This is a genomic window from Altererythrobacter sp. C41 (assembly GCF_016803135.1).
Taxonomy (GTDB): domain Bacteria; phylum Pseudomonadota; class Alphaproteobacteria; order Sphingomonadales; family Sphingomonadaceae; genus Pelagerythrobacter.
In genome coordinates, this window is the sequence record NZ_JAEVFE010000001.1 from 451232 (window position 1) to 468427 (window position 17196).

Annotated in this window: 19 protein-coding genes and 1 tRNA gene; 5 read left to right on the plus strand and 15 right to left on the minus strand. The window is 67.5% G+C overall.

Features of this window, described 5'->3' with window-relative positions; translation table 11 throughout:
- The first annotated feature begins 128 nt into the window (after window positions 1-128).
- Window positions 129-608: a hypothetical protein gene (locus tag JNO53_RS02105; RefSeq protein WP_203107154.1), complete on the plus strand. Its 480-nt coding sequence runs from the start codon at window positions 129-131 to the stop codon at window positions 606-608.
- On the opposite strand, the gene JNO53_RS02110 is transcribed toward JNO53_RS02105, so the two are convergent.
- The 7 genes from JNO53_RS02110 to efp all read right to left on the minus strand — a co-directional run bounded on the left by JNO53_RS02110 (window position 602) and on the right by efp (window position 6629).
- Window positions 602-1957, minus strand: a complete 1356-nt coding sequence (locus tag JNO53_RS02110) for an amidohydrolase (protein ID WP_203107155.1) — start codon at window positions 1955-1957, stop codon at window positions 602-604. The genes JNO53_RS02105 and JNO53_RS02110 overlap by 7 nt on opposite strands.
- Window positions 1958-2159: 202 nt before the next feature.
- The gene (locus tag JNO53_RS02115) at window positions 2160-3947 is read right to left on the minus strand and encodes an SLC13 family permease (RefSeq protein ID WP_338015275.1); all 1788 of its coding nucleotides are present in this window, start codon (window positions 3945-3947) and stop codon (window positions 2160-2162) included.
- Between the two features lie 306 nt (window positions 3948-4253).
- Window positions 4254-4388 (minus strand): Entericidin EcnA/B family protein, encoded by a 135-nt coding sequence (locus JNO53_RS02120; protein WP_203107156.1) that lies wholly within the window; start codon window positions 4386-4388, stop codon window positions 4254-4256.
- 139 nt (window positions 4389-4527) lie between these two features.
- Window positions 4528-4612 (minus strand) — tRNA-Leu (locus tag JNO53_RS02125).
- A 263-nt stretch (window positions 4613-4875) separates the two neighbouring features.
- Entirely contained in the window at window positions 4876-5694 is an 819-nt protein-coding gene (locus JNO53_RS02130; protein WP_203107157.1) for an inositol monophosphatase family protein, read from the minus strand.
- A 16-nt stretch (window positions 5695-5710) separates the two neighbouring features.
- Window positions 5711-6064: a hypothetical protein gene (locus JNO53_RS02135; RefSeq protein ID WP_203107158.1), complete on the minus strand. Its 354-nt coding sequence runs from the start codon at window positions 6062-6064 to the stop codon at window positions 5711-5713.
- 1 nt (window position 6065) lies between these two features.
- Complete coding sequence (gene efp / locus JNO53_RS02140) at window positions 6066-6629, minus strand: elongation factor P (RefSeq protein WP_203107159.1); 564 nt, start codon at window positions 6627-6629, stop codon at window positions 6066-6068.
- Between the two features lie 132 nt (window positions 6630-6761).
- Between efp and JNO53_RS02145 the strand changes: the two genes are divergently transcribed.
- Window positions 6762-7130 (plus strand): elongation factor P, encoded by a 369-nt coding sequence (locus tag JNO53_RS02145; protein WP_203107160.1) that lies wholly within the window; start codon window positions 6762-6764, stop codon window positions 7128-7130.
- Here JNO53_RS02145 and JNO53_RS02150 read toward each other — a convergent pair.
- The 3 genes from JNO53_RS02150 to thiE form a co-directional block, all read right to left on the minus strand.
- Entirely contained in the window at window positions 7127-7810 is a 684-nt protein-coding gene (locus JNO53_RS02150; protein WP_203107161.1) for a M23 family metallopeptidase, read from the minus strand. The genes JNO53_RS02145 and JNO53_RS02150 overlap by 4 nt on opposite strands.
- A complete protein-coding gene (locus JNO53_RS02155) occupies window positions 7810-8997 on the minus strand; it encodes a L,D-transpeptidase family protein (protein WP_203107162.1) in 1188 nt (395 codons plus the stop codon). The genes JNO53_RS02150 and JNO53_RS02155 overlap by 1 nt, the downstream gene beginning before the upstream one ends.
- A gap of 114 nt (window positions 8998-9111) precedes the next feature.
- The gene (gene thiE, locus JNO53_RS02160; protein WP_203107838.1) at window positions 9112-9753 is read right to left on the minus strand and encodes a thiamine phosphate synthase; all 642 of its coding nucleotides are present in this window, start codon (window positions 9751-9753) and stop codon (window positions 9112-9114) included.
- Between the two features lie 90 nt (window positions 9754-9843).
- Between thiE and JNO53_RS02165 the strand changes: the two genes are divergently transcribed.
- On the plus strand, window positions 9844-10239 hold the full coding sequence (locus tag JNO53_RS02165; protein WP_203107163.1) for a hypothetical protein: 396 nt from the start codon (window positions 9844-9846) through the stop codon (window positions 10237-10239).
- A 159-nt stretch (window positions 10240-10398) separates the two neighbouring features.
- Here JNO53_RS02165 and JNO53_RS02170 read toward each other — a convergent pair whose 3' ends face one another.
- The 5 genes from JNO53_RS02170 to tkt all read right to left on the minus strand — a co-directional run bounded on the left by JNO53_RS02170 (window position 10399) and on the right by tkt (window position 16154).
- Window positions 10399-11286, minus strand: coding sequence for a fructose bisphosphate aldolase (locus JNO53_RS02170; protein WP_203107164.1), 888 nt, complete (start codon window positions 11284-11286; stop codon window positions 10399-10401).
- A 73-nt stretch (window positions 11287-11359) separates the two neighbouring features.
- Window positions 11360-11821: a PaaI family thioesterase gene (locus JNO53_RS02175; RefSeq protein WP_203107165.1), complete on the minus strand. Its 462-nt coding sequence runs from the start codon at window positions 11819-11821 to the stop codon at window positions 11360-11362.
- Entirely contained in the window at window positions 11818-13017 is a 1200-nt protein-coding gene (locus JNO53_RS02180; RefSeq protein ID WP_203107166.1) for a phosphoglycerate kinase, read from the minus strand. The genes JNO53_RS02175 and JNO53_RS02180 overlap by 4 nt, the downstream gene beginning before the upstream one ends.
- A 141-nt stretch (window positions 13018-13158) precedes the next feature.
- Window positions 13159-14166, minus strand: a complete 1008-nt coding sequence (gene gap, locus JNO53_RS02185) for a type I glyceraldehyde-3-phosphate dehydrogenase (RefSeq protein ID WP_203107167.1) — start codon at window positions 14164-14166, stop codon at window positions 13159-13161.
- Between the two features lie 14 nt (window positions 14167-14180).
- Window positions 14181-16154 carry a transketolase gene (gene tkt / locus JNO53_RS02190; protein WP_203107168.1) on the minus strand — a complete coding sequence of 658 codons (1974 nt, stop codon included), beginning with the start codon at window positions 16152-16154 and terminating at the stop codon, window positions 14181-14183.
- 191 nt (window positions 16155-16345) lie between these two features.
- Here tkt and JNO53_RS02195 point away from each other — a divergent pair, with 191 nt between their 5' ends.
- Both JNO53_RS02195 and zapA read left to right on the plus strand, forming a co-directional pair.
- A complete protein-coding gene (locus tag JNO53_RS02195) occupies window positions 16346-16540 on the plus strand; it encodes a hypothetical protein (RefSeq protein ID WP_203107169.1) in 195 nt (64 codons plus the stop codon).
- A complete protein-coding gene (gene zapA / locus JNO53_RS02200) occupies window positions 16537-17022 on the plus strand; it encodes a cell division protein ZapA (RefSeq protein ID WP_203107170.1) in 486 nt (161 codons plus the stop codon). The genes JNO53_RS02195 and zapA overlap by 4 nt, the downstream gene beginning before the upstream one ends.
- Window positions 17023-17196: the final 174 nt, after the last annotated feature.

Sequence of the window (17196 nt, forward strand, 5' to 3'; positions counted from 1 at the left end):
CCGTCGGGGTTCCTCGGACCTCGGCGGCCGTCATGGTTTTGGGCGGCCGTTGCCGGATCTTAACCATTTTCTGACAGCGCTGCGGGTCGATGGCACGGCGTGCGAACCCGGCGGCGTTGAACGCGAAAATGTACCGGCATTTCGCCGTCGTCACCGTCTGCCTGACGGGCGCGCTGGCGATCCTGGCCGACGGCGAGAACCGCGAGGCGGTTGCCGACGAACTGGCCCGGCGCGACCGGCAGGCGGAGCTGAAGCGCGCGGAGGCGGAGAAGTTCGGCGCGCCCAAGCTGGTCACGAGCTCCGACCAGCGCGGCGGCCATGCGGCGACCTTCGACTATGGCGGCACCCCGAGCACGTTCGGCGCACCGATGGATACCGCAGGCGCCGGCGCGGAGAGCGCGAGCTATCTCCCGCGCAACAGCACGACCCGCGTCGGCACCGGCATCGACTATGCCGCGCTCGGCCTCACGGAAGAGGAATTCGAGCGACTCTCCCCGTCGGAACGGGAAGCGCTGCTGCGTGAATTCCGCCAGCTCCGCTCCCGCCAGGCGCGCTCGCTGCTCGAAGGCTCGCTCGCGCGCGGCGGCGGGAGTTCGCTCGACTACTGACCGGCCGCAGGCAGCAGGTCGAGCGTCGCTGCGGTCAGCGCTTCGGCGGCGGTCGCGATCACCTTCTCGGCGTCGGGCGCCCAGAACGGGCTGTGCAACGAGGGCAGCGTGCCCTCGCCCTTCTGCGCCGCATCGAACTCCGCCTGCGGCACGCCGCCGACCCAGAAGATCAGCGACTTGAGCCCATCGGGATCGGCGCGCAGGAACTGGCCGAAGTCCTCCCCGCCCATGACGGAGGGGACCTCGACCACCCGATCCTCGCCGAAGCGGGTGCGGAAGCCGGCCATGACCTGCTCGGTGAAGTCAGGCGAGTTGAAGGTCGAGGGCGTGTAAGGATCGGCGACCGTGACCGTCGGCATCTTGTCCTCCGGCATGCCCGCCGCGATCGCCTCGCCCCGCGCGATGCGGGCAATGCCGTCGAGCAGCAGCTTGCGCGTCTCGTCGCTGTAGGAACGGACGGTCAGCTGCAGCTTCGCCTCGTCGGAGATGATGTTGTGCTTGGCGCCCGCATGGAAGCTGCCGACGGTGACCACCGTCGGGTCGAGCGGACTGCTCTCCCGGCTGACCAGCGTCTGCAACTTCATCACGATCGCGCTCGCGAGCACGATCGGATCCTTGGTCGTGTGCGGATAGGCGCCGTGGCCGCCGACCCCGGGAACCGTGATGTCGACGCTGTCGACGTTTGCCAGCGCAAAGCCCGGCGAGTAGCCGATCGTTCCCGCCGGAAACTGCGCCGCGTCGTGGAAGGCGACCACGTAGTCGGGCTTCGGAAAGCGCGTGTAGAGCCCATCCTCGATCATCGCCAGCGCGCCCTCGCCGATCTCCTCGGCCGGCTGGAGGATCATCACCAGCGTGCCCGACCATTCGTCCTTGCGCTCGGCGAGCTGCTGCGCGGCGCCGATCCAGGCGGTCATGTGCGTGTCGTGCCCGCAGGCGTGCATCACGCCGGTCTCAACGCCCGACGCAGGCACGGCGACTTCCTTCGAGGCGAACGGCAGTCCGGTCTGCTCGACCACCGGCAGCCCGTCCATGTCGGCGCGGAGCATGACGGTCGGTCCCGCACCGTTCTCCATCACCGCGACCACCCCGGTCTTGCCGACCTTCTCGGTCACCGCGAAGCCGAGATCGCGCATGCGGGCGGCAAGCTTCTTCGCGGTCTCGACTTCCTGGAAGCTCAGCTCCGGATGGGCGTGGAGGTCACGGTAGAGCTCCATCAGCGCGGGCATGTCGGCCGCGACCGCGTCGCGCAGCTCGTCGGCATGGGCCGGCGCGGCGAGCACCACTGCCACAGCAGCCGCCAGAGTTGACACTCGACGGGCATATGCGTTTCGCGAACCTGCTGCAATCATTGAACAATCCCCCTCTTCCCGTGACCTTCCGTACAGGGGTCACACGAGTGTGTGACTTTCGACTGTCACCTTGGAACATGGCCGTCCGTTCAAGACCCAGACCACCCCACTCGCCCTCGCACGCGTCATCGGAACGGATCATTGCAGATCGCGGGCGTGTAGGAAAGACCGCCCCGCGCCCTCGGCGCGAGGCGCCTGTCCCCTACATGTAGGTCGTCACCAGCAGGATCGAGAGCGTCGTCACCATCAGCAGCACCAGCGGCAGCCCGGTGCGGATGTAGTCGCGGAATTCGTAGCCGCCTTCCGACATGATCAGCATGTTCGTCTGGTAGGCGATCGGCGTCGCGTAGCAGAGGTTGCAGCCGAACAGCACGGCCAGGATCAGCGGCTCGGGCGGCATGCCGAGCTGCTGCGCGACCGCGAAGGCGATCGGCGTGCCGACCGTCGCCGCGGTCGCATTCGAGGCGAAGTTGGTGAGCAGCGTCACGAACAGCATGATCGCCGCGAGCACGCCTGCGGGGGGAAGGAACTGCAGTCCCGACGCGAGGACCTCGCCCAGCCAGGCCGCCGCGCCGCTTTCGAGGATGATCCGCCCGATCGCGATGCTCGCGGCCACCAGCACGATGACCTGCGCCGAGAGCGCGCGGCCGACCCGGTCGAACTTCACGCACCCGGTGACGAACATCAGGATCGCCCCGGCCAGCGCCGAGATCGCGATCGGCAGCAGCCCGATCGACGCAAGACCCACCGAGCCGACCATGATGCCGGCCGACAGCACCGCCTTGGACCGGCGGGGGAGCTCGCGCACGCCTTCGAGGATCAGCAGGCTGTCGGCGCGGGCGAAATCGGCGAGATCGGCGGAAATCCCCATGACGAGGAGCACGTCGCCTTCGGCGATCCGCAAGTCAGCCCCTTCGCCGTCGCGGTGCCGCTCGCCGATTAGCCGCTCGGGCCGGTGCACGCCGAGCACGGCGACGCCGTAGAGATCGGCAATGCCCGAGGTCGACAGCGTGCGGTTGATCAGGCGCGAATCGGCCGTCACCGTCATCTCGACGACGGCGATGTCCTCGCCCGAGGCGTTCGAGCTGCGCTTGATTCGGTCGAGCACCCAGGCCGGCGCGACCTCGCCCTTGAGCGTGCGCATGGCTTCCTCGAGCGCTTCATGCGTGCCGGAAATGGTGAGTTGCTGCTGCGGCTGGATGGGCCCTTGCGGCGGCTCGTGGAACTCCAGATCGGCCGGAAGCCGGGGCAGGATCGTTGCGAGCACCTGCCCGCTCAGCGCGCTCTCCTCCCCCACCCGCAGCCGGGTGCGGAACCGGCGCGCGGCGTGCGTTTCCGCGACCGTGTTGTCCCTCAGCAGGCGTGGCGCGATCAGCCAGAGATAGGGCAGCGCGAACAGCGACGCCGTGAGCACGATCGGCGTGTAGTGGAACACGCCCATGGGCGGCATGCCGAGATCGCCCGCGATCGAGACGACGAGGATATTGGTCGAGGTGCCGATCGTCGTCGCCATGCCGCCGATGAGCACGGCGGCGTTGATCGGGATCAGCGTCTTGGACGCCGGGATCACCCCGCGTGCGGCGAGGCTGACGAAGATCGGCAGCAGCAGCACCACCACAGGCGTATCGTTGACGCCCATCGAGAGCCCGAAGGCGATGATCAGCGAGACCAGCAGGCCGAGTTGGACGTTCAGCTTGAACACCCGCTCAAGGAACCGCGCCGCCGGCTCCAGCGCCCCCGTCGTCACCAGGCCGCGGCCCATGATCATCAACGCGCAGATCGTGATCAGCGCATAGTGCCCGAAGCCCGAGAAGGCGAGCTGGATGCCGTCGGTCGGCCCGGTGCCTTCGAGCGGGAAGAAGTAGAGCCCCACCGCGATCACCGCGATCGTCAGCAGCGAAACGATCTCTGTCGACATCCGCCCGCGCGCGAACGCCACGAACATCGCGATCGTGACCACCATGGCGGCGATCGCGTGGAAGGAGGGCACGCCGGGAAACATCTAGTGGGCAATTCCCAGAGCCGCCCGCCAAGATCAAGCCAATTCCGCCGGACGGAAAGGGAAGCCCTTCAAATATGCCCTTGCAGTTGCGGGAAATTCTGGATGCTCAGGAGGCGAAGGCCCGCACCGCGTCGAGGCGATCAGCGAGCTTACGGCAGGGTATCGCAGGCCTGCACCGAGGCCGGGAAGCGACGCGACTACAGACGTCGGACTGACGAGACGCCAAAGGAGCAAAATGAAAGCGGCGCCCGCCTCATCAGGCCTCTGGACGTCTCATCAGAAGTTCTCCGGACGCTAGCAGTTTCCTTCCACCCCATCGGCGCAATCCCCGACGGATTCTACGTCTTCACCAGCCCCTTCAACGGTGTTGCAGGCCGGCAGGAACATAACCGTGCCGCCCAAAGCCAGCATTGTCAGAAGCTTCTTCATTTTTCTCACTCCGATGCACGGATCGAGTCCGCTCCGTTTCGGCACAACGATAGCTCGCAGCGGTAGTTCCGTTGCGGCTGCGGCTTATTATTCGAAGTGTGCGGGAGCGCCGGAGGTTGGCCCTTTTTTTCCGGCTGCATGGTGCCCCTGGCCGGACTCGAACCGGCACTTCCGTGGAAATTCGATTTTGAGTCGAACGCGTCTACCAATTCCGCCACAGGGGCACTGGTGCGGGAGCGCGGCGGATAGCGGAGCGGTATCGCCGCGGCAAGAATGCACTTGATCTCGATCCTCCCCATTTTGCGAAGCCAAATGGGGAGGTGGGCGACGCCGCAGGCGTCGGTCGGAGCGGCATCGGTGCGCAGGCCCCCTCCACCATGAGACGCTGCCCGAAGGGCAGTTTATCCCGAGCGGCTGGCTTGCCAGCCAGCCGAGGGGCGTCTCGCGGCCCCCCTCCTCGTTTGACCTTCGGCAAAACGGAGAGGATTTACGCTTTCACCGCCCCGGCCAGCAGCTTGTGCAACTTCGAATGCAGGCTGTCGTTGGCGGCGAGGACCTGCTTCGCGTGGATCGGCTGCGAGCGGCCGCGGTAGTCGCTGACGAAGCCGCCGGCCTCGCGCACCAGCAGGCAGCCGGCGGCGGTGTCCCAGTCGGCGAGATCGCTTTCCCAGAACCCGTCGAAGCGCCCCGCGGCGAGCCAGGCGAGGTCGAGCGAGGCGGCCCCGAAGCGGCGGATGCCGGCGACCTGCGGGCCGATCGCGGCGAAGATCCGGCCCCATTCGGCGAAATCGCCGTGGCCGCCATAAGGAATGCCGGTGCCGATCAGCGCGTCGGACAGGCGCGAGCGCGAAGACACGCGCAGGCGGCCGTCGTGCAACCAGGCGCCGCGGGTCTTTTCCGCCCAGTAGGTCTCGTCGGTGATCGGCTGGTAAACGACGCCCGCGGTCACTTCGCCCCAGCCCGAGCCGTCGAGCTTGGGTTCCTGCACCGCGATCGAGACCGCGAAGTGCGGAATGCCGTGGAGGAAGTTGCTGGTGCCGTCGAGCGGATCGACGATCCAGCGCGGCTTGGTCGGATCGCCCTCGATCGTGCCCGCTTCCTCCATCACGAAGCCCCAGTCGGGACGCGCGTGGAGCAGCTCGTCGTAGATCGTGCGCTCGGCGATGCGATCGGCCTTGGAGACGAAATCCGAGGGACCCTTGCGGCTCACCTGCAGGTGTTCGATCTCGCCGAAGTCGCGCCGCAGGCGGCCGCCCGCCTTGCGCGCGGCGCGTTCCATCACGCGGATCAGTCCTGGAAGAGCCATTGTGTGTCCGTACTCGTCAGTCGAGCGCGATGCGGATCGATCGCGCGGTCAGTTCGATTTCACCCCAGCCGCTCGAGATATTGGCGTAGTCGCCGTCGATCGTGGCCGAGTAGATGTCGCTGTAGTTCACGTCGCGCCCCTCTTCAGGCCGGGCCTTGCGCAGGCGCAGGTCGTCGAGGTCGGCGAAGCGGATGAAGCCCTTGCCGTAGCAGCCGTCCGACCCGTCGCCGGGCGGCTGGTATCGGGGATGCGTTTCGAGGAGGCGGAAATCCATCTCGAGCGTGAGCGACTCGTCGTCGTAGATCACGCCCAGGACATAGCTGGTGGAAAGGTCGATTCCGGCCAGCTTCGGATCGCCGCCCTCGCTCATCTCATCCGGCCTTGCCCACGTAAGTCCGCTCGTAGACGTCGACCACGATGCGGGTGCCGCTTTCGATGTGCGGCGGCACCATCACGCGCACGCCGTTGTCGAGCACGGCGGGCTTGTAGCTGGAGGAGGCGGTCTGCCCCTTCACCACCGCGTCGGCCTCGACGATCGTCGCCTCGACCTGTTCGGGCAGCGCAACCGAGATCGGCTTCTCGTCCCACAGTTCGAGCGTGACCTGCATCCCGTCCTGCAGAAACGCCTTGGCATCGCCGAGCAGGTCGGACGGCAGGTTGATCTGATCGTACGTGTCCTGATCCATGAACACCAGCATCTCCCCATCCTCGTAGAGGTACTGGAAATCCTTGGTGTCGAGGCGCACGCGCTCGACCGTGTCGGCGCTGCGGAAGCGGACGTTGGTCTTGCGGCCGTCCTGCAGGTTCTTCATCTCGACCTGCATGTAGGCCCCGCCCTTGCCGGGCTGGGTGTGCTGGATCTTGGCGACCTTCCAGATGCCGCCTTCGTATTCGAGGATGTTGCCGGGACGGATGTCCACGCCGCTGATTTTCATGGTTCAAGGAGCCTTCGTTGGAAGGGCGAGAGAAATCCCGCCCGCAATCGCGCGCCGCGCCTTAGCGGAGCGGCGGGGCGCGGGCAAGGTCGCTGGCGTATGGCGGGCGGCGCTGTTAGGAGCGGGCGCGTCATGATGGGACGCACGATCGCTCTTCTCGCCGCCGCGGGCCTCGCCTCGCTCGCTCTCGCCGCGCAGGCCGCGCCGGGCGGCAAGCTGGGGACGCTGCCCCACGGGACCTACGCCTGCTCGACGCCGGGCGACGCCATGGGCGCGCCGTGGAATGTGATTCCGGGCGGCGAGTTCACCATCGACACCGCCTCCACCTACCGGACCGAAACCGGATCCGGCACCTACCTGCTGACCGACGACCGGCTGGTCTTCACCCGCGGCCCGCTCAAGGGCGAGCGCTTCGTCCGCACGGGCACGACGACGCTGCAGCGGACCGACAGCGAGGGCGTGCCCCGCCGCGTGCGCTGCGTTCGCGGACCGTCGCGCTAGGGCGCCTTCGCCGTCAGCAGCGGATAGGGATTGACCGCGTTCGCCGGCTCCCACCAGTCGGCATCGGCCGTGGTGCGCAGGATCGCGAAATGGAGGTGCGGCGCGTCTTCGGGCGCGTTGCCGCTGCTGCCGACGGAACCGAGGCGCTGCCCGCGCCGGATGCGCTGCCCTTCGCGCAGTCCCTCCGCATATTCGTCGAGATGGGCGTAGTAGTAGATCGTCTGCCCGTCGTTGGAGCGGACGTAGATCGTGTTGCCGCCGGCTTTCGAGCGGAACAGCTTCTCGATCCGTCCCGGCGTCGCGGCGATCACCGTCGTGCCGCGGGGCGCCATGATGTCGATCGCCTCGTGCAGGCGCTGCGCATTCCCGCGCTCGTCGGTGAAGGTGTCGGTGAGGTCCTGCGCGCGCACGTTGAGCACGGGGATGACGAGCTCGCGCAGCTCGATCGCGTTGGGGGCGCCCGCGGCCGCGGCGTCGAGGGCTGTGGCCGGCCGCGCCGTGCCGTCTTCGCCCGGCGTGGGAGACGGGCTCGGCGCAGCGTCGGCCGGGCGGGTGGTGTCGCGCTGGTTTTCGCCGTCGGCCAGCTCGATCAGGCTGCCCCCCGCCACGATCCATACCGCCGAGGTGAGCGTGGCCGTGACCACGACCGTCAGCATCCTGTCTACGAAGTTCAGCGCCATCAGGCCTCGAATAGCACTTTTGTGCTTCCCGTCACCATTTCCGCGAGCCGGGCCGCGTCCCAGTTGGTCAGGCGCACGCAGCCGTGGCTCTGCGTGCGGCCGATCATCTGCGGCTCGGGCGTGCCGTGGATGCCGTAGTGCTCCTTGGTGATATCGATCCAGACGACGCCGACCGGGCTGTTCGGCCCGGGCGGAATCTGCTGCTCCTCCTCGTGATCGGGCACGTCCCAGAACAGCGAGGGATCGTAGGCGAAGGGCGGGTTGAAGGCGACGCCGTTCACGCCCCACTCGCCGAGCGGGAGCGGGTCGTGCTCCGAGCCCGAGGTGACGGTGAACAGCGCCACCAGCTTGTCGTCGCCATCGTAGGCCCGCAGCGTGCCCTTCGACTTGCTAACGACGATCCGCGCCACCTCCGGCTGCTCGCTGCCGACGCCCAGCATCTGCAGCGTGCGCTGCCAGTCGGGATCGTCGATCGCGCCCGGCACGATCCGGTCCGCGCCGACATTGGGGACGCGGATGAGCTGGCCTGCCCTGAACGCCGCCTGCGAGGGAGGCGTGTTGCCGGCGGCCGGCGGCGTCTCGCTGGCGGCCGAAGTGCCACCGGTTCCCGCTGCACCCGCAGGCTTGCCGCCCGGGTTGAGCGCCGCGAGCACTTCCGGGGTCGTATGGAACCGCTCGGCGAGCTTCTCCGCCAGCGATTCGTAGCCGAGCCGCTCCATCTCCGCCTGCTCGGCCGGGTCCTCGGGAACGGGCGCAAAGGCGAGCTTCCCCCAGGTTTCCGGGATACGCACCACCCGCGTCGCGGGAATATTGCGCCACTGCGCGAGCGCCTGCCGCGTCGGTTCGTCCAGTTCGCCGGTCGCCTCCAGCCCGTTCGCTTCCTGAAAGCCGCTGAGCGCGTTGCGCATGCTCATGCCCATGGCGCCGTCGACCACCCCGGGCCCGAAACCCTGTCGGTCGAGCACCACTTGCGCCTGCATCAGAGGGCGCTCCTCGCTGTCCGGGATCTCGGGCACGACGCGCTCGCCCTGTGCGGGATCGCGCGAGGCCATCGAATCAGCGAGGTTATCGTCTGCCGGTGCGGCGGGAGCAGCAGTCGCTTCGGTGTCAGCCCCCTCGCCGTCGGTGCCGTTCAATCCGCAGGCGGACAGGGCAAGCAGCGAAGCGGCGGCGAATGCATGGCGCATGGAATTCTCCCGATTGCCGGGACGCGACCCGCCCCTCGCCTGAAGAACGCGCGATGTCGGGGATATTTCCTCGCCTGCTGCGCAAATGCCGGAAAAGTGAAGGAAACGGCGGCGTCAGCCCTCCGGCGCCGCAGCCGTGATCGCACGGTGGAAGGCGCGGACCGCCTCGGCCTCGTCGCCGCCCCACACCGCGTGGCTCACCGCGAGGAAGTCCGCGCCGGCGGTCACCAGAGGGCCGCAATTCTCCGGCGTGATCCCGCCGATCGCGACGCAGGGAATCTCGACCACCGCCTGCCACCAGGCGAGCAGTTCGAGATCGGGCCGATGCTCGCTCGCCTTGGTTTCGCTCGGGAAGAAGCTGCCGAAGGCGACGTAGTCCGCCCCCGCCTCGCCCGCTTCCAGCGCCAGATGCTTCGAAGCATGACAGGTGACGCCGATCTGCGCCTCCCGCCCAAGCGCCTCGCGCGCTTCCTGCGGCGAGCCGTCGGACTGCCCGAGGTGGACGCCGTCCGCTCCGAGACGCTTGGCCAGCGCGATCGAATCGTTGACGATGAAGGCGCAGTCGCGCGCCGCGCAGATTTCCTGCAGCGGGGCGGCGAGCTGGGCTTCGTCGTGCTGGTCGAGGCCCTTCACCCGGAACTGGAACGCAGCGACCTCCCCCGCATCGAGCGCGCGCTCCAGACGGTCCGGGAAGCTGCCGCCGACGTCCTGAGGCGAGATGAGGTAGAGGTGGGTGGTGTGAGGCGTATCGGTCATTGCGCGGTAGGTAGTGCGGCCGAGGGGATTCGTCACGCGCTCGTCACACGTTCAGGGCCCGGAAAGCGGCCTTGCGCGTTTATTGCGCCCATGAACCGCGCCCTCGCCTTGGTCAGCCTTGCCCCGCTCTCGCTCGCCGCCTGCATGGTGGTCCCCGACGCGCCGAACGTGGAGCGGACGCCCATGCCCGCGGGCTACGCAGTGCCGATCGGTCAGCCGGTTCAGGTCGGCGACCTCGTGGTGACGCCCAAAGGCGTCGTGGAAGACAGCCGCTGCCCCGAGAACGCCCGCTGCGTCTGGGCCGGACGGCTGATCGTGAAGACGCAGGTCGACGGCGCCGGCTGGCGCGACACGACCGACATCACGCTGGGCGAGACGTACGGCACCCACGGCCGCGTGATCGCGCTGGTCTCGGGCATTCCCGAGAAGAAGGCCGATCGGGAGACCCGGCCGGAGGAGTACCGGTTTGTGTACGAGGCGCGGTAACGCCGATCCTCCCCATTTTGCGAAGCCAAATGGGGAGGTGGCAGACGCCAAAGGCGTCTGACGGAGGGGCATTGTTGCGCAATACCCCTCCACCACGAGCCGCTTTGCGTCTCGCGGTCCCCCTCCCCATTTGCGCCTTCGGCGAAAACGGGGAGGATCTTACATGATCGAAGCCGCGTGGATGCGGTCGATCGCCGCTCCTAGCGTCGCGTCGAATTCCTCGTCGCTCTGGCCGGCGCGCAGGTCCTGCAGCAGGCCGCGGCTGAAGCTCGCAATCATGCCCGGGTTCTTCGACAGCTCGGCGCAGGCTTCCTCGGTGCTGTAGCCGCCCGAGAGCGCGACCACGCGCAGCACGGCCGGGTGTTCGATCGCAGGACGATAGAGGCCCGCCTCGGCCGGGATCGACAGCTTGAGCATGACCTGCTGCCCTTCGGGAAGCGCGTCGAGCCCTTCCATGATCGCTTCGAGCAGGACCTTCTCGCCTTCCGCGCGATCGGGCGACTTGATGTCGTATTCCGGCTCCAGGATCGGCATCAGGCCCATCGCCAGGATGCGCGCACCCTCGGCGAACTGCTGATGGACGACCGCCTTGATACCGGCAGTGTCGTTCGCCTTGATGACCGAGCGCATCTTGGTGCCGAACACGCCCTTGTCCCGCGCACGGGCGAGCAGGCTTTCCAGATCGGGCATCGGCTTCATGAACTGGACGCCGTTCGCCTCGTCCTCCAGCCCCTTGTCGACCTTGAGGAAGGGAACGATGCCGCGCTCCTTCAGGCGATCGGGCACGGGCTTGCCACCGCTCGTGCCGTCCATGGTCTTTTCGAACAGGATCGCGCCGAGAACCTTGCCATTGCCGAAGCAGGGGCTCTCGATGATGCGGCTGCGCATCTCGTGGATCAGCGCGAACATCTCGTCGTCGCCGTTCCAAGCGCCTTCCTCGATGCCGTAACCGCGCAGCGCCTTCGGGGTGGAACCTCCCGACTGGTCGAGCGCGGCGATGAAGCCCTGGCCCGTTGCGATGCGATCGGTCATTTCCTGCTGATTCATCGTCTACCCCTTGGCTTATGCATTCGTATGCGCGCGAGCCCTTAGCCAGCACCCGCCGCGCCCGCAACCGGGTTCAGGTGCGCGTGCCGGAAACCTTGCGGATGATCCCGTCGAAGCGCAACACGGGCTGGCCATCGGCGGTGACAATGCCCTGTACGAACACGGTCTTGCCGCCTGCGCGCACGACTTCTCCGCGTGCCTCGATCAATTGGCCCACGCGTGCGGGATCGAGGAAATCGCCCGTCAGGTGGAGCGTGACGCCGCGGCTGTCGCCCATCGCCTTGCGGGCGATGGTGAAGATTGCCGAATCGGCGAACGTCATCAGACATCCGCCGTGCATGAAGCCGGCGCCGTTCATGTGCCGCTGTTCAGCGCGGAAGGCGGAGACGAACGAGCCGTCCTCCAGCTCCTTGTCGTAAAACGGGCCTGCGCGCTCCTCGAACGGATCGTCGATCCATCGGGACCACCCGGCCCATTCACCTTCGGTGATCAGGGTGAGCCCGCTTCCCTCGCTGACCGCCGATGCCTCGCTCATGCCGAGAGCGCCGCGACGCCCGGCAGTTCCTTGCCTTCCATCCATTCGAGGAAAGCGCCGCCGGCGGTTGAAACGTAGGTGAAATCCTTCGCCACGCCAGCATGATTGAGCGCCGCGACGGTATCGCCGCCGCCGGCCACGGAGGTGAGCGAGCCGTCCTGCGTCAGCGCCGCCGCGGTGCGGGCCAGCGCGACGGTGGCGGTGTCGAACGGTTCCGTCTCGAACGCGCCGAGGGGGCCATTCCACACCAGCGTGCGGCAGGTCTTGAGCACGTCGGCCAATGCCTCGGTCGCCTGGGGGCCGATGTCGAGAATCATCTCGTCGGCGGCGACCTCGTGCACGTTGCAGGTGCGCAGGCTCGGCGGATTGGCGGCGAATTCCTTCGCCACCACGACGTCATAGGGCAGATGCACGGTGCAGCCCGCGTGGTCGGCCTTGTCCATGATAGCGTTGGCGGTCGCGGTCAGGTCGTGCTCGCACAGCGACTTGCCGACATCGACCCCGCGCGCGGCGAGGAACGTGTTGGCCATGCCGCCGCCAATGATCAGGTGCTGCACGCGCCCGACGAGGTTTTCGAGCACGGCGAGCTTGGTCGAGACCTTCGCGCCGCCGACCACCGCCGCAACGGGCGGCTCGGGATTGCCGAGCGCCTTGTCGAGCGCGGTCAGCTCCTTCTCCATCGCGCGTCCGGCATAGGCGGGCAGCAGGTGCGCCAGCCCCTCGGTGCTGGCATGCGCGCGGTGCGCGGCGGAAAAGGCGTCGTTGACGTAGAAGTCTGCGTTCGCGGCGATGCCCTTCGCGAACTCGGGATCGTTCGCTTCCTCGCCCGGCCAGAAGCGGACGTTGTCGAGCAGGCCGATGTCGCCGTTGCGCAGGATCGAGATCGACTGTTCGACCACCGGACCCGCTACCTCGGAAATGAACATGATCTCGCGCCCGAGCACGCGCGACACGTCGCCCTGGACGTAGCTCGTGCTCATCGTCGAATGACGCTGGCCCTTGGGCCGGCCGAAGTGAGCCAGCAGCAGCACCTTGGCGCCCGCGTCCGCCAGTTCGAGGATCGTCGGCATGCTCGCCTCGACGCGGGTGACGTCGGTCGCCGAGCCGCCCTTCATCGGCAGGTTGAGGTCAACGCGCACGAGCGCGACTTTGCCGGTTACGTCGCCGAGATCGTCGAGGGTCTTGAACTTGGGCATTTGCATCTCCTGCCGCCCTCCCGCGGACGGGAGGGATCGGGGTGGGCGTGGGCCCGCCAAAGGACCCATCCCGCTGCAACTAGCGACCGCTTCGCGCCCGCAAGTCTCGCCCCCCTCCCGCACGCGGAAGGGGGGAAGCCGTCAAAGCAGCCCCGCCATCACCCCGGCGGTGTCGATCATGCGGTTGGAGAAGCCCCACTCGTTGTCGTACCAGCTCACCACGCGGGCGAGCTTGCCTTCGAGCACGGCGGTCTCGAGGCTGTCGACAGTCGAGCTTGCCGGATAGTGGTTGAAGTCGCTCGAGACGAGCGGCTGGTCGGCGTAGTCGAGCACGCCCTTCATCGCGCCTTCCGACGCGGCCTTGAGCGCGGCGTTGAGCTCCTCCGCGCTGGTGTCGCGGCCGGGCGTGAAGACGAGGTCGATCAGGCTGACGTTCGGCGTCGGCACGCGGACCGAGGAACCGTCGAGCTTGCCCTTGAGCTCAGGGAGGACAAGCCCGACCGCGCGCGCGGCGCCGGTGGTGGTCGGGATCATGTTCTGCGCGCCGGCGCGGGCGCGGCGCAGATCGTTGTGGATCTGGTCGAGCATGCGCTGGTCGTTGGTGTAGCTGTGGATCGTGGTCATGAAGCCGCGCTCGATGCCGACGGCCTCGTGCAGCACCTTGGCGACCGGCGCGAGGCAGTTGGTGGTGCAGCTCGCGTTGGAGACGATCACGTCGTCCGCGGTCAGCGTGTCCTGGTTGACCCCGAACACGATGGTCTTGGACACGCCCGTCGCCGGGGCGGAGATCAGGACGCGCTTGGCACCTGCGTCGAGATGCGGCCGGCTCGCTTCGTCCGACTGGAAGAAGCCGGTGCATTCGAGCACGATGTCGATGCCGTTCGCCTTGTGCGGCAGCTTGCCCGGCTCGCGCTCGGCGGTGACGTGGATGCGCTTGCCGTTGACGACCAGGTCGTTGCCGTCGGTCTCGACCTTGCCGGGGAAGCGGCCGTGCGTGCTGTCGAAACCGAACAGCAGCGCGTTGGACTTCGTGTCGGCGAGATCGTTGATCGAGACGAGTTCGAGATCATGGTCATCGCGCTCCAGAATGGCGCGCGCCACGAGCCGCCCGATACGTCCGAAACCGTTGATCGCAACCTTGGTCGCCATATGAAGAGCTCCTGCTAAAGGCCGAGTTTGGCCTGGATTTTGGGAACGATGGCTTCAGCGGTGAAGCCGAATTTCGCGAACAATTCCTCTGCCGGGGCGGAAGCGCCGAAGCGGTCGAGGCCGATCTGCAGCCCGTCCGTGCCCGTGTACCGCTCCCACCCGAGGGTCGAGCCGGCCTCGATCGAGACCTTGAGGGCGTCCGCCGGAAGCAGGTCGCGCCGGTAGGCCTCGTCCTGCACCTCGAACAGTTCCATGCACGGCATGGAGACCACATCGGCACCGATGCCCTGGCTTTCAAGCGCATCGGCGACGTCGCAGGCGACCTGCACCTCGGAGCCGGTCGCGATCAGCACGACCTTGCGATCCGCCTGGGCCGCACGGAGGCGGTAGGCGCCCTTGGCGCTCAGCATCTCGCCCTCATGGCGGAGCTGCGGCAGGTTCTGCCGGCTCAGCGCCAGGACCGAGGGCGTGCCCTTGGTCTGCAGCGCGAGGTTCCAGCACTCGGCGGTTTCGATAATGTCGGCCGGGCGGAACACGTTGAGATTGGGGATCAGCCGCAGGCTCATCACCTGCTCGATCGGCTGGTGCGTCGGCCCGTCCTCGCCCAGCCCGATCGAATCGTGGGTGAAGACGTAGATAGCCCGCGTCTGTTGCAAAGCAGAAAGGCGCACCGCGTTGCGGCAGTAGTCGCTGAAGATCAGGAACGTGCCGCCGTAGGGGATCACGCCGCCGTGCAGCGCCATGCCGTTCATCGCCGCGGCCATGCCGAATTCGCGGATGCCGTAATAGACGTAGCGCCCGCCGTAGTTGTCGACGGTGAGCGGCTCCATCGCCTTGGTCTTGGTGTTGTTGGAGCCGGTAAGGTCGGCCGAGCCGCCGATCATCTCGGGCAGCAGGGGCGTCAGCACCTCGAGCGCCAGTTCCGACGCCTTGCGGGTGGCGACCTTCTGGTCCTTCCCGAGCCAGTCGGCGAAGGCCTGGGCGGCATCCTCGCCCGCAGGCAGATCGCCGGCCATGCGCCGTTCGAATTCGCCCTTGCGATCCGATCCTGCGAGCCGGGCATGCCATTCGCCACGCGCCTTTGCGCCGCGCTCGCCGGTCGCCCGCCAGTCGGCGAGAATCGCTTCGGGAACCTCGAACGGTTCTGAAGTCCAGCCCAGCTCCTCGCGCGCCGCGGCGATCTCGTCCGCGCCGAGCGGCGCGCCGTGGGTCGCGGAAGTGCCCTGCTTGTTGGGCGCACCCTTGCCGATCACGGTGCGGCAAGCGACCAGCGAGGGGCGCTCGTCCGCAAGCGCCTCGTCGATCGCGCGCTGGATATCGGCCGGATCGTGCCCGTCGCAGGCAACCGTGTGCCACCCGGTCGCGTCGTAGCGCGCACGGATGTCCTCGCTCGTCGAGAGGTCGGTCGAGCCGTCGATGGTGATCTGGTTGTCGTCCCACAGCACGATCATGCGGCCGAGCTTCAAGTGCCCGGCGATCCCGATCGCCTCGTGGTTGATGCCTTCCATCAGACAGCCGTCGCCGGCGACCACCCAGGTGCGGTGGTCGACCAGATCGTCACCGAATTCGGCGTTCAGGTGCCGCTCGGCGATCGCCATGCCGACCGCCATCGCGAGCCCCTGGCCCAGCGGCCCTGTCGTGCATTCCACGCCGTCGAGCAGGAAGTTCTCCGGGTGGCCAGCGCAGGGGCTGCCGAGCTGGCGGAAATTCCTGATCTCCTCCATCGTCGGATGCGCGTAGCCCGACAGATGGAGCAACGAGTAGATCAGCATCGAACCGTGCCCGGCGCTGAGCACGAAACGGTCGCGATCGGCCCAGTCCGGCGTGGACGGGTCGAACTTCAGATACTTCGACCACAGGACCGCTGCGACGTCGGCCATGCCCATCGGCATGCCGGGATGTCCCGAATTCGCCGCCTGCACCGCATCCATCGACAGCGCCCGGATGGCATTGGCCATCGGCGCCAGGCGGGTAGGATCGAGGGTCATGCGGGGCAGGCTCCTGGAGGACGTGGGGTAATGCGCGTGCCCGGTCGATTCGGGCGCGCGAAGCCTTTGCGGACGCGCAGGCGCAGGTCAACAGGGCGCAGCGGCACGTCCCCGGCCGCCGAACCCGCGCAAGTTATCAACAGGTGACGGCAAGGCTTTGCGCGGTCACACATTTGCGATAGTTTGGACTCATGGATGGCGAGCGTATCGAACGCGCCGTGCAGCGCATCGAGGCTGCACTCGGCCGGATCGCCAAGGCGGCGGACGACTATCAACCGGCCCCGCCCTCGGTCTCCGGTCTGGTGGTCGAGCACGAGCGGCTGCGCGAAGCGACCTCCGGCGCTCTCAAGGAACTGGACGCGCTGATCGAGAGACTGGAGCGATGAGCGAGGTCAGGCTCATCGTCGGCGGCCGCGAATACACGGTCGGCTGCGCTCCCGGTGAGGAGGCGCACATCACGCGCTTGGGCGAAACCATCGACGCCAAGCTGCAGCAGCTCGGCAGCAATCTCACGGCGCGCGATGCGCAGAATCTGCTCTTCGCCGCGCTCCTTCTCGCAGACGAGCTCGACGAACAGCGCCGCACCGCACCCGAAGCGGGGGAAGTGCGCCAGGCGATTGCCGAGCGCGAGGATGAGATCGAGCGCCTCCGCGCCGCGCATCAGGACGCCGAAGTGGACGCCGCCGCCGCCCGCACCGAGGTCGAAACGCTGCGTCGGGAGCTCAATGAATTGAAGGCTGCCGGCTCGGCAACGTCCCCTGCCGCCGACCTGTTCCGCGATCCGGATCTCGCCCCCGCTCTCGAACGATTCGCCGACTTGCTCGAGAAATGCGCCGAGAAGCTTGAGAGCAAGGCGGCGGCATCCTAGATAGGAAGCGGCGGGACTGCCCGGCACGAGCCGCTAGAATATCCCTGAGGCTATAAGCAATCCAACGGGAGCTGTCCCTGCCTTGGTCTACTGGTTCGTCCAGGGGGCCCGGGCATACGGCGCCCACCTGACGTTTAGGCGTCAGAGGATTTCGCCGGAAAACGACCCATGGTG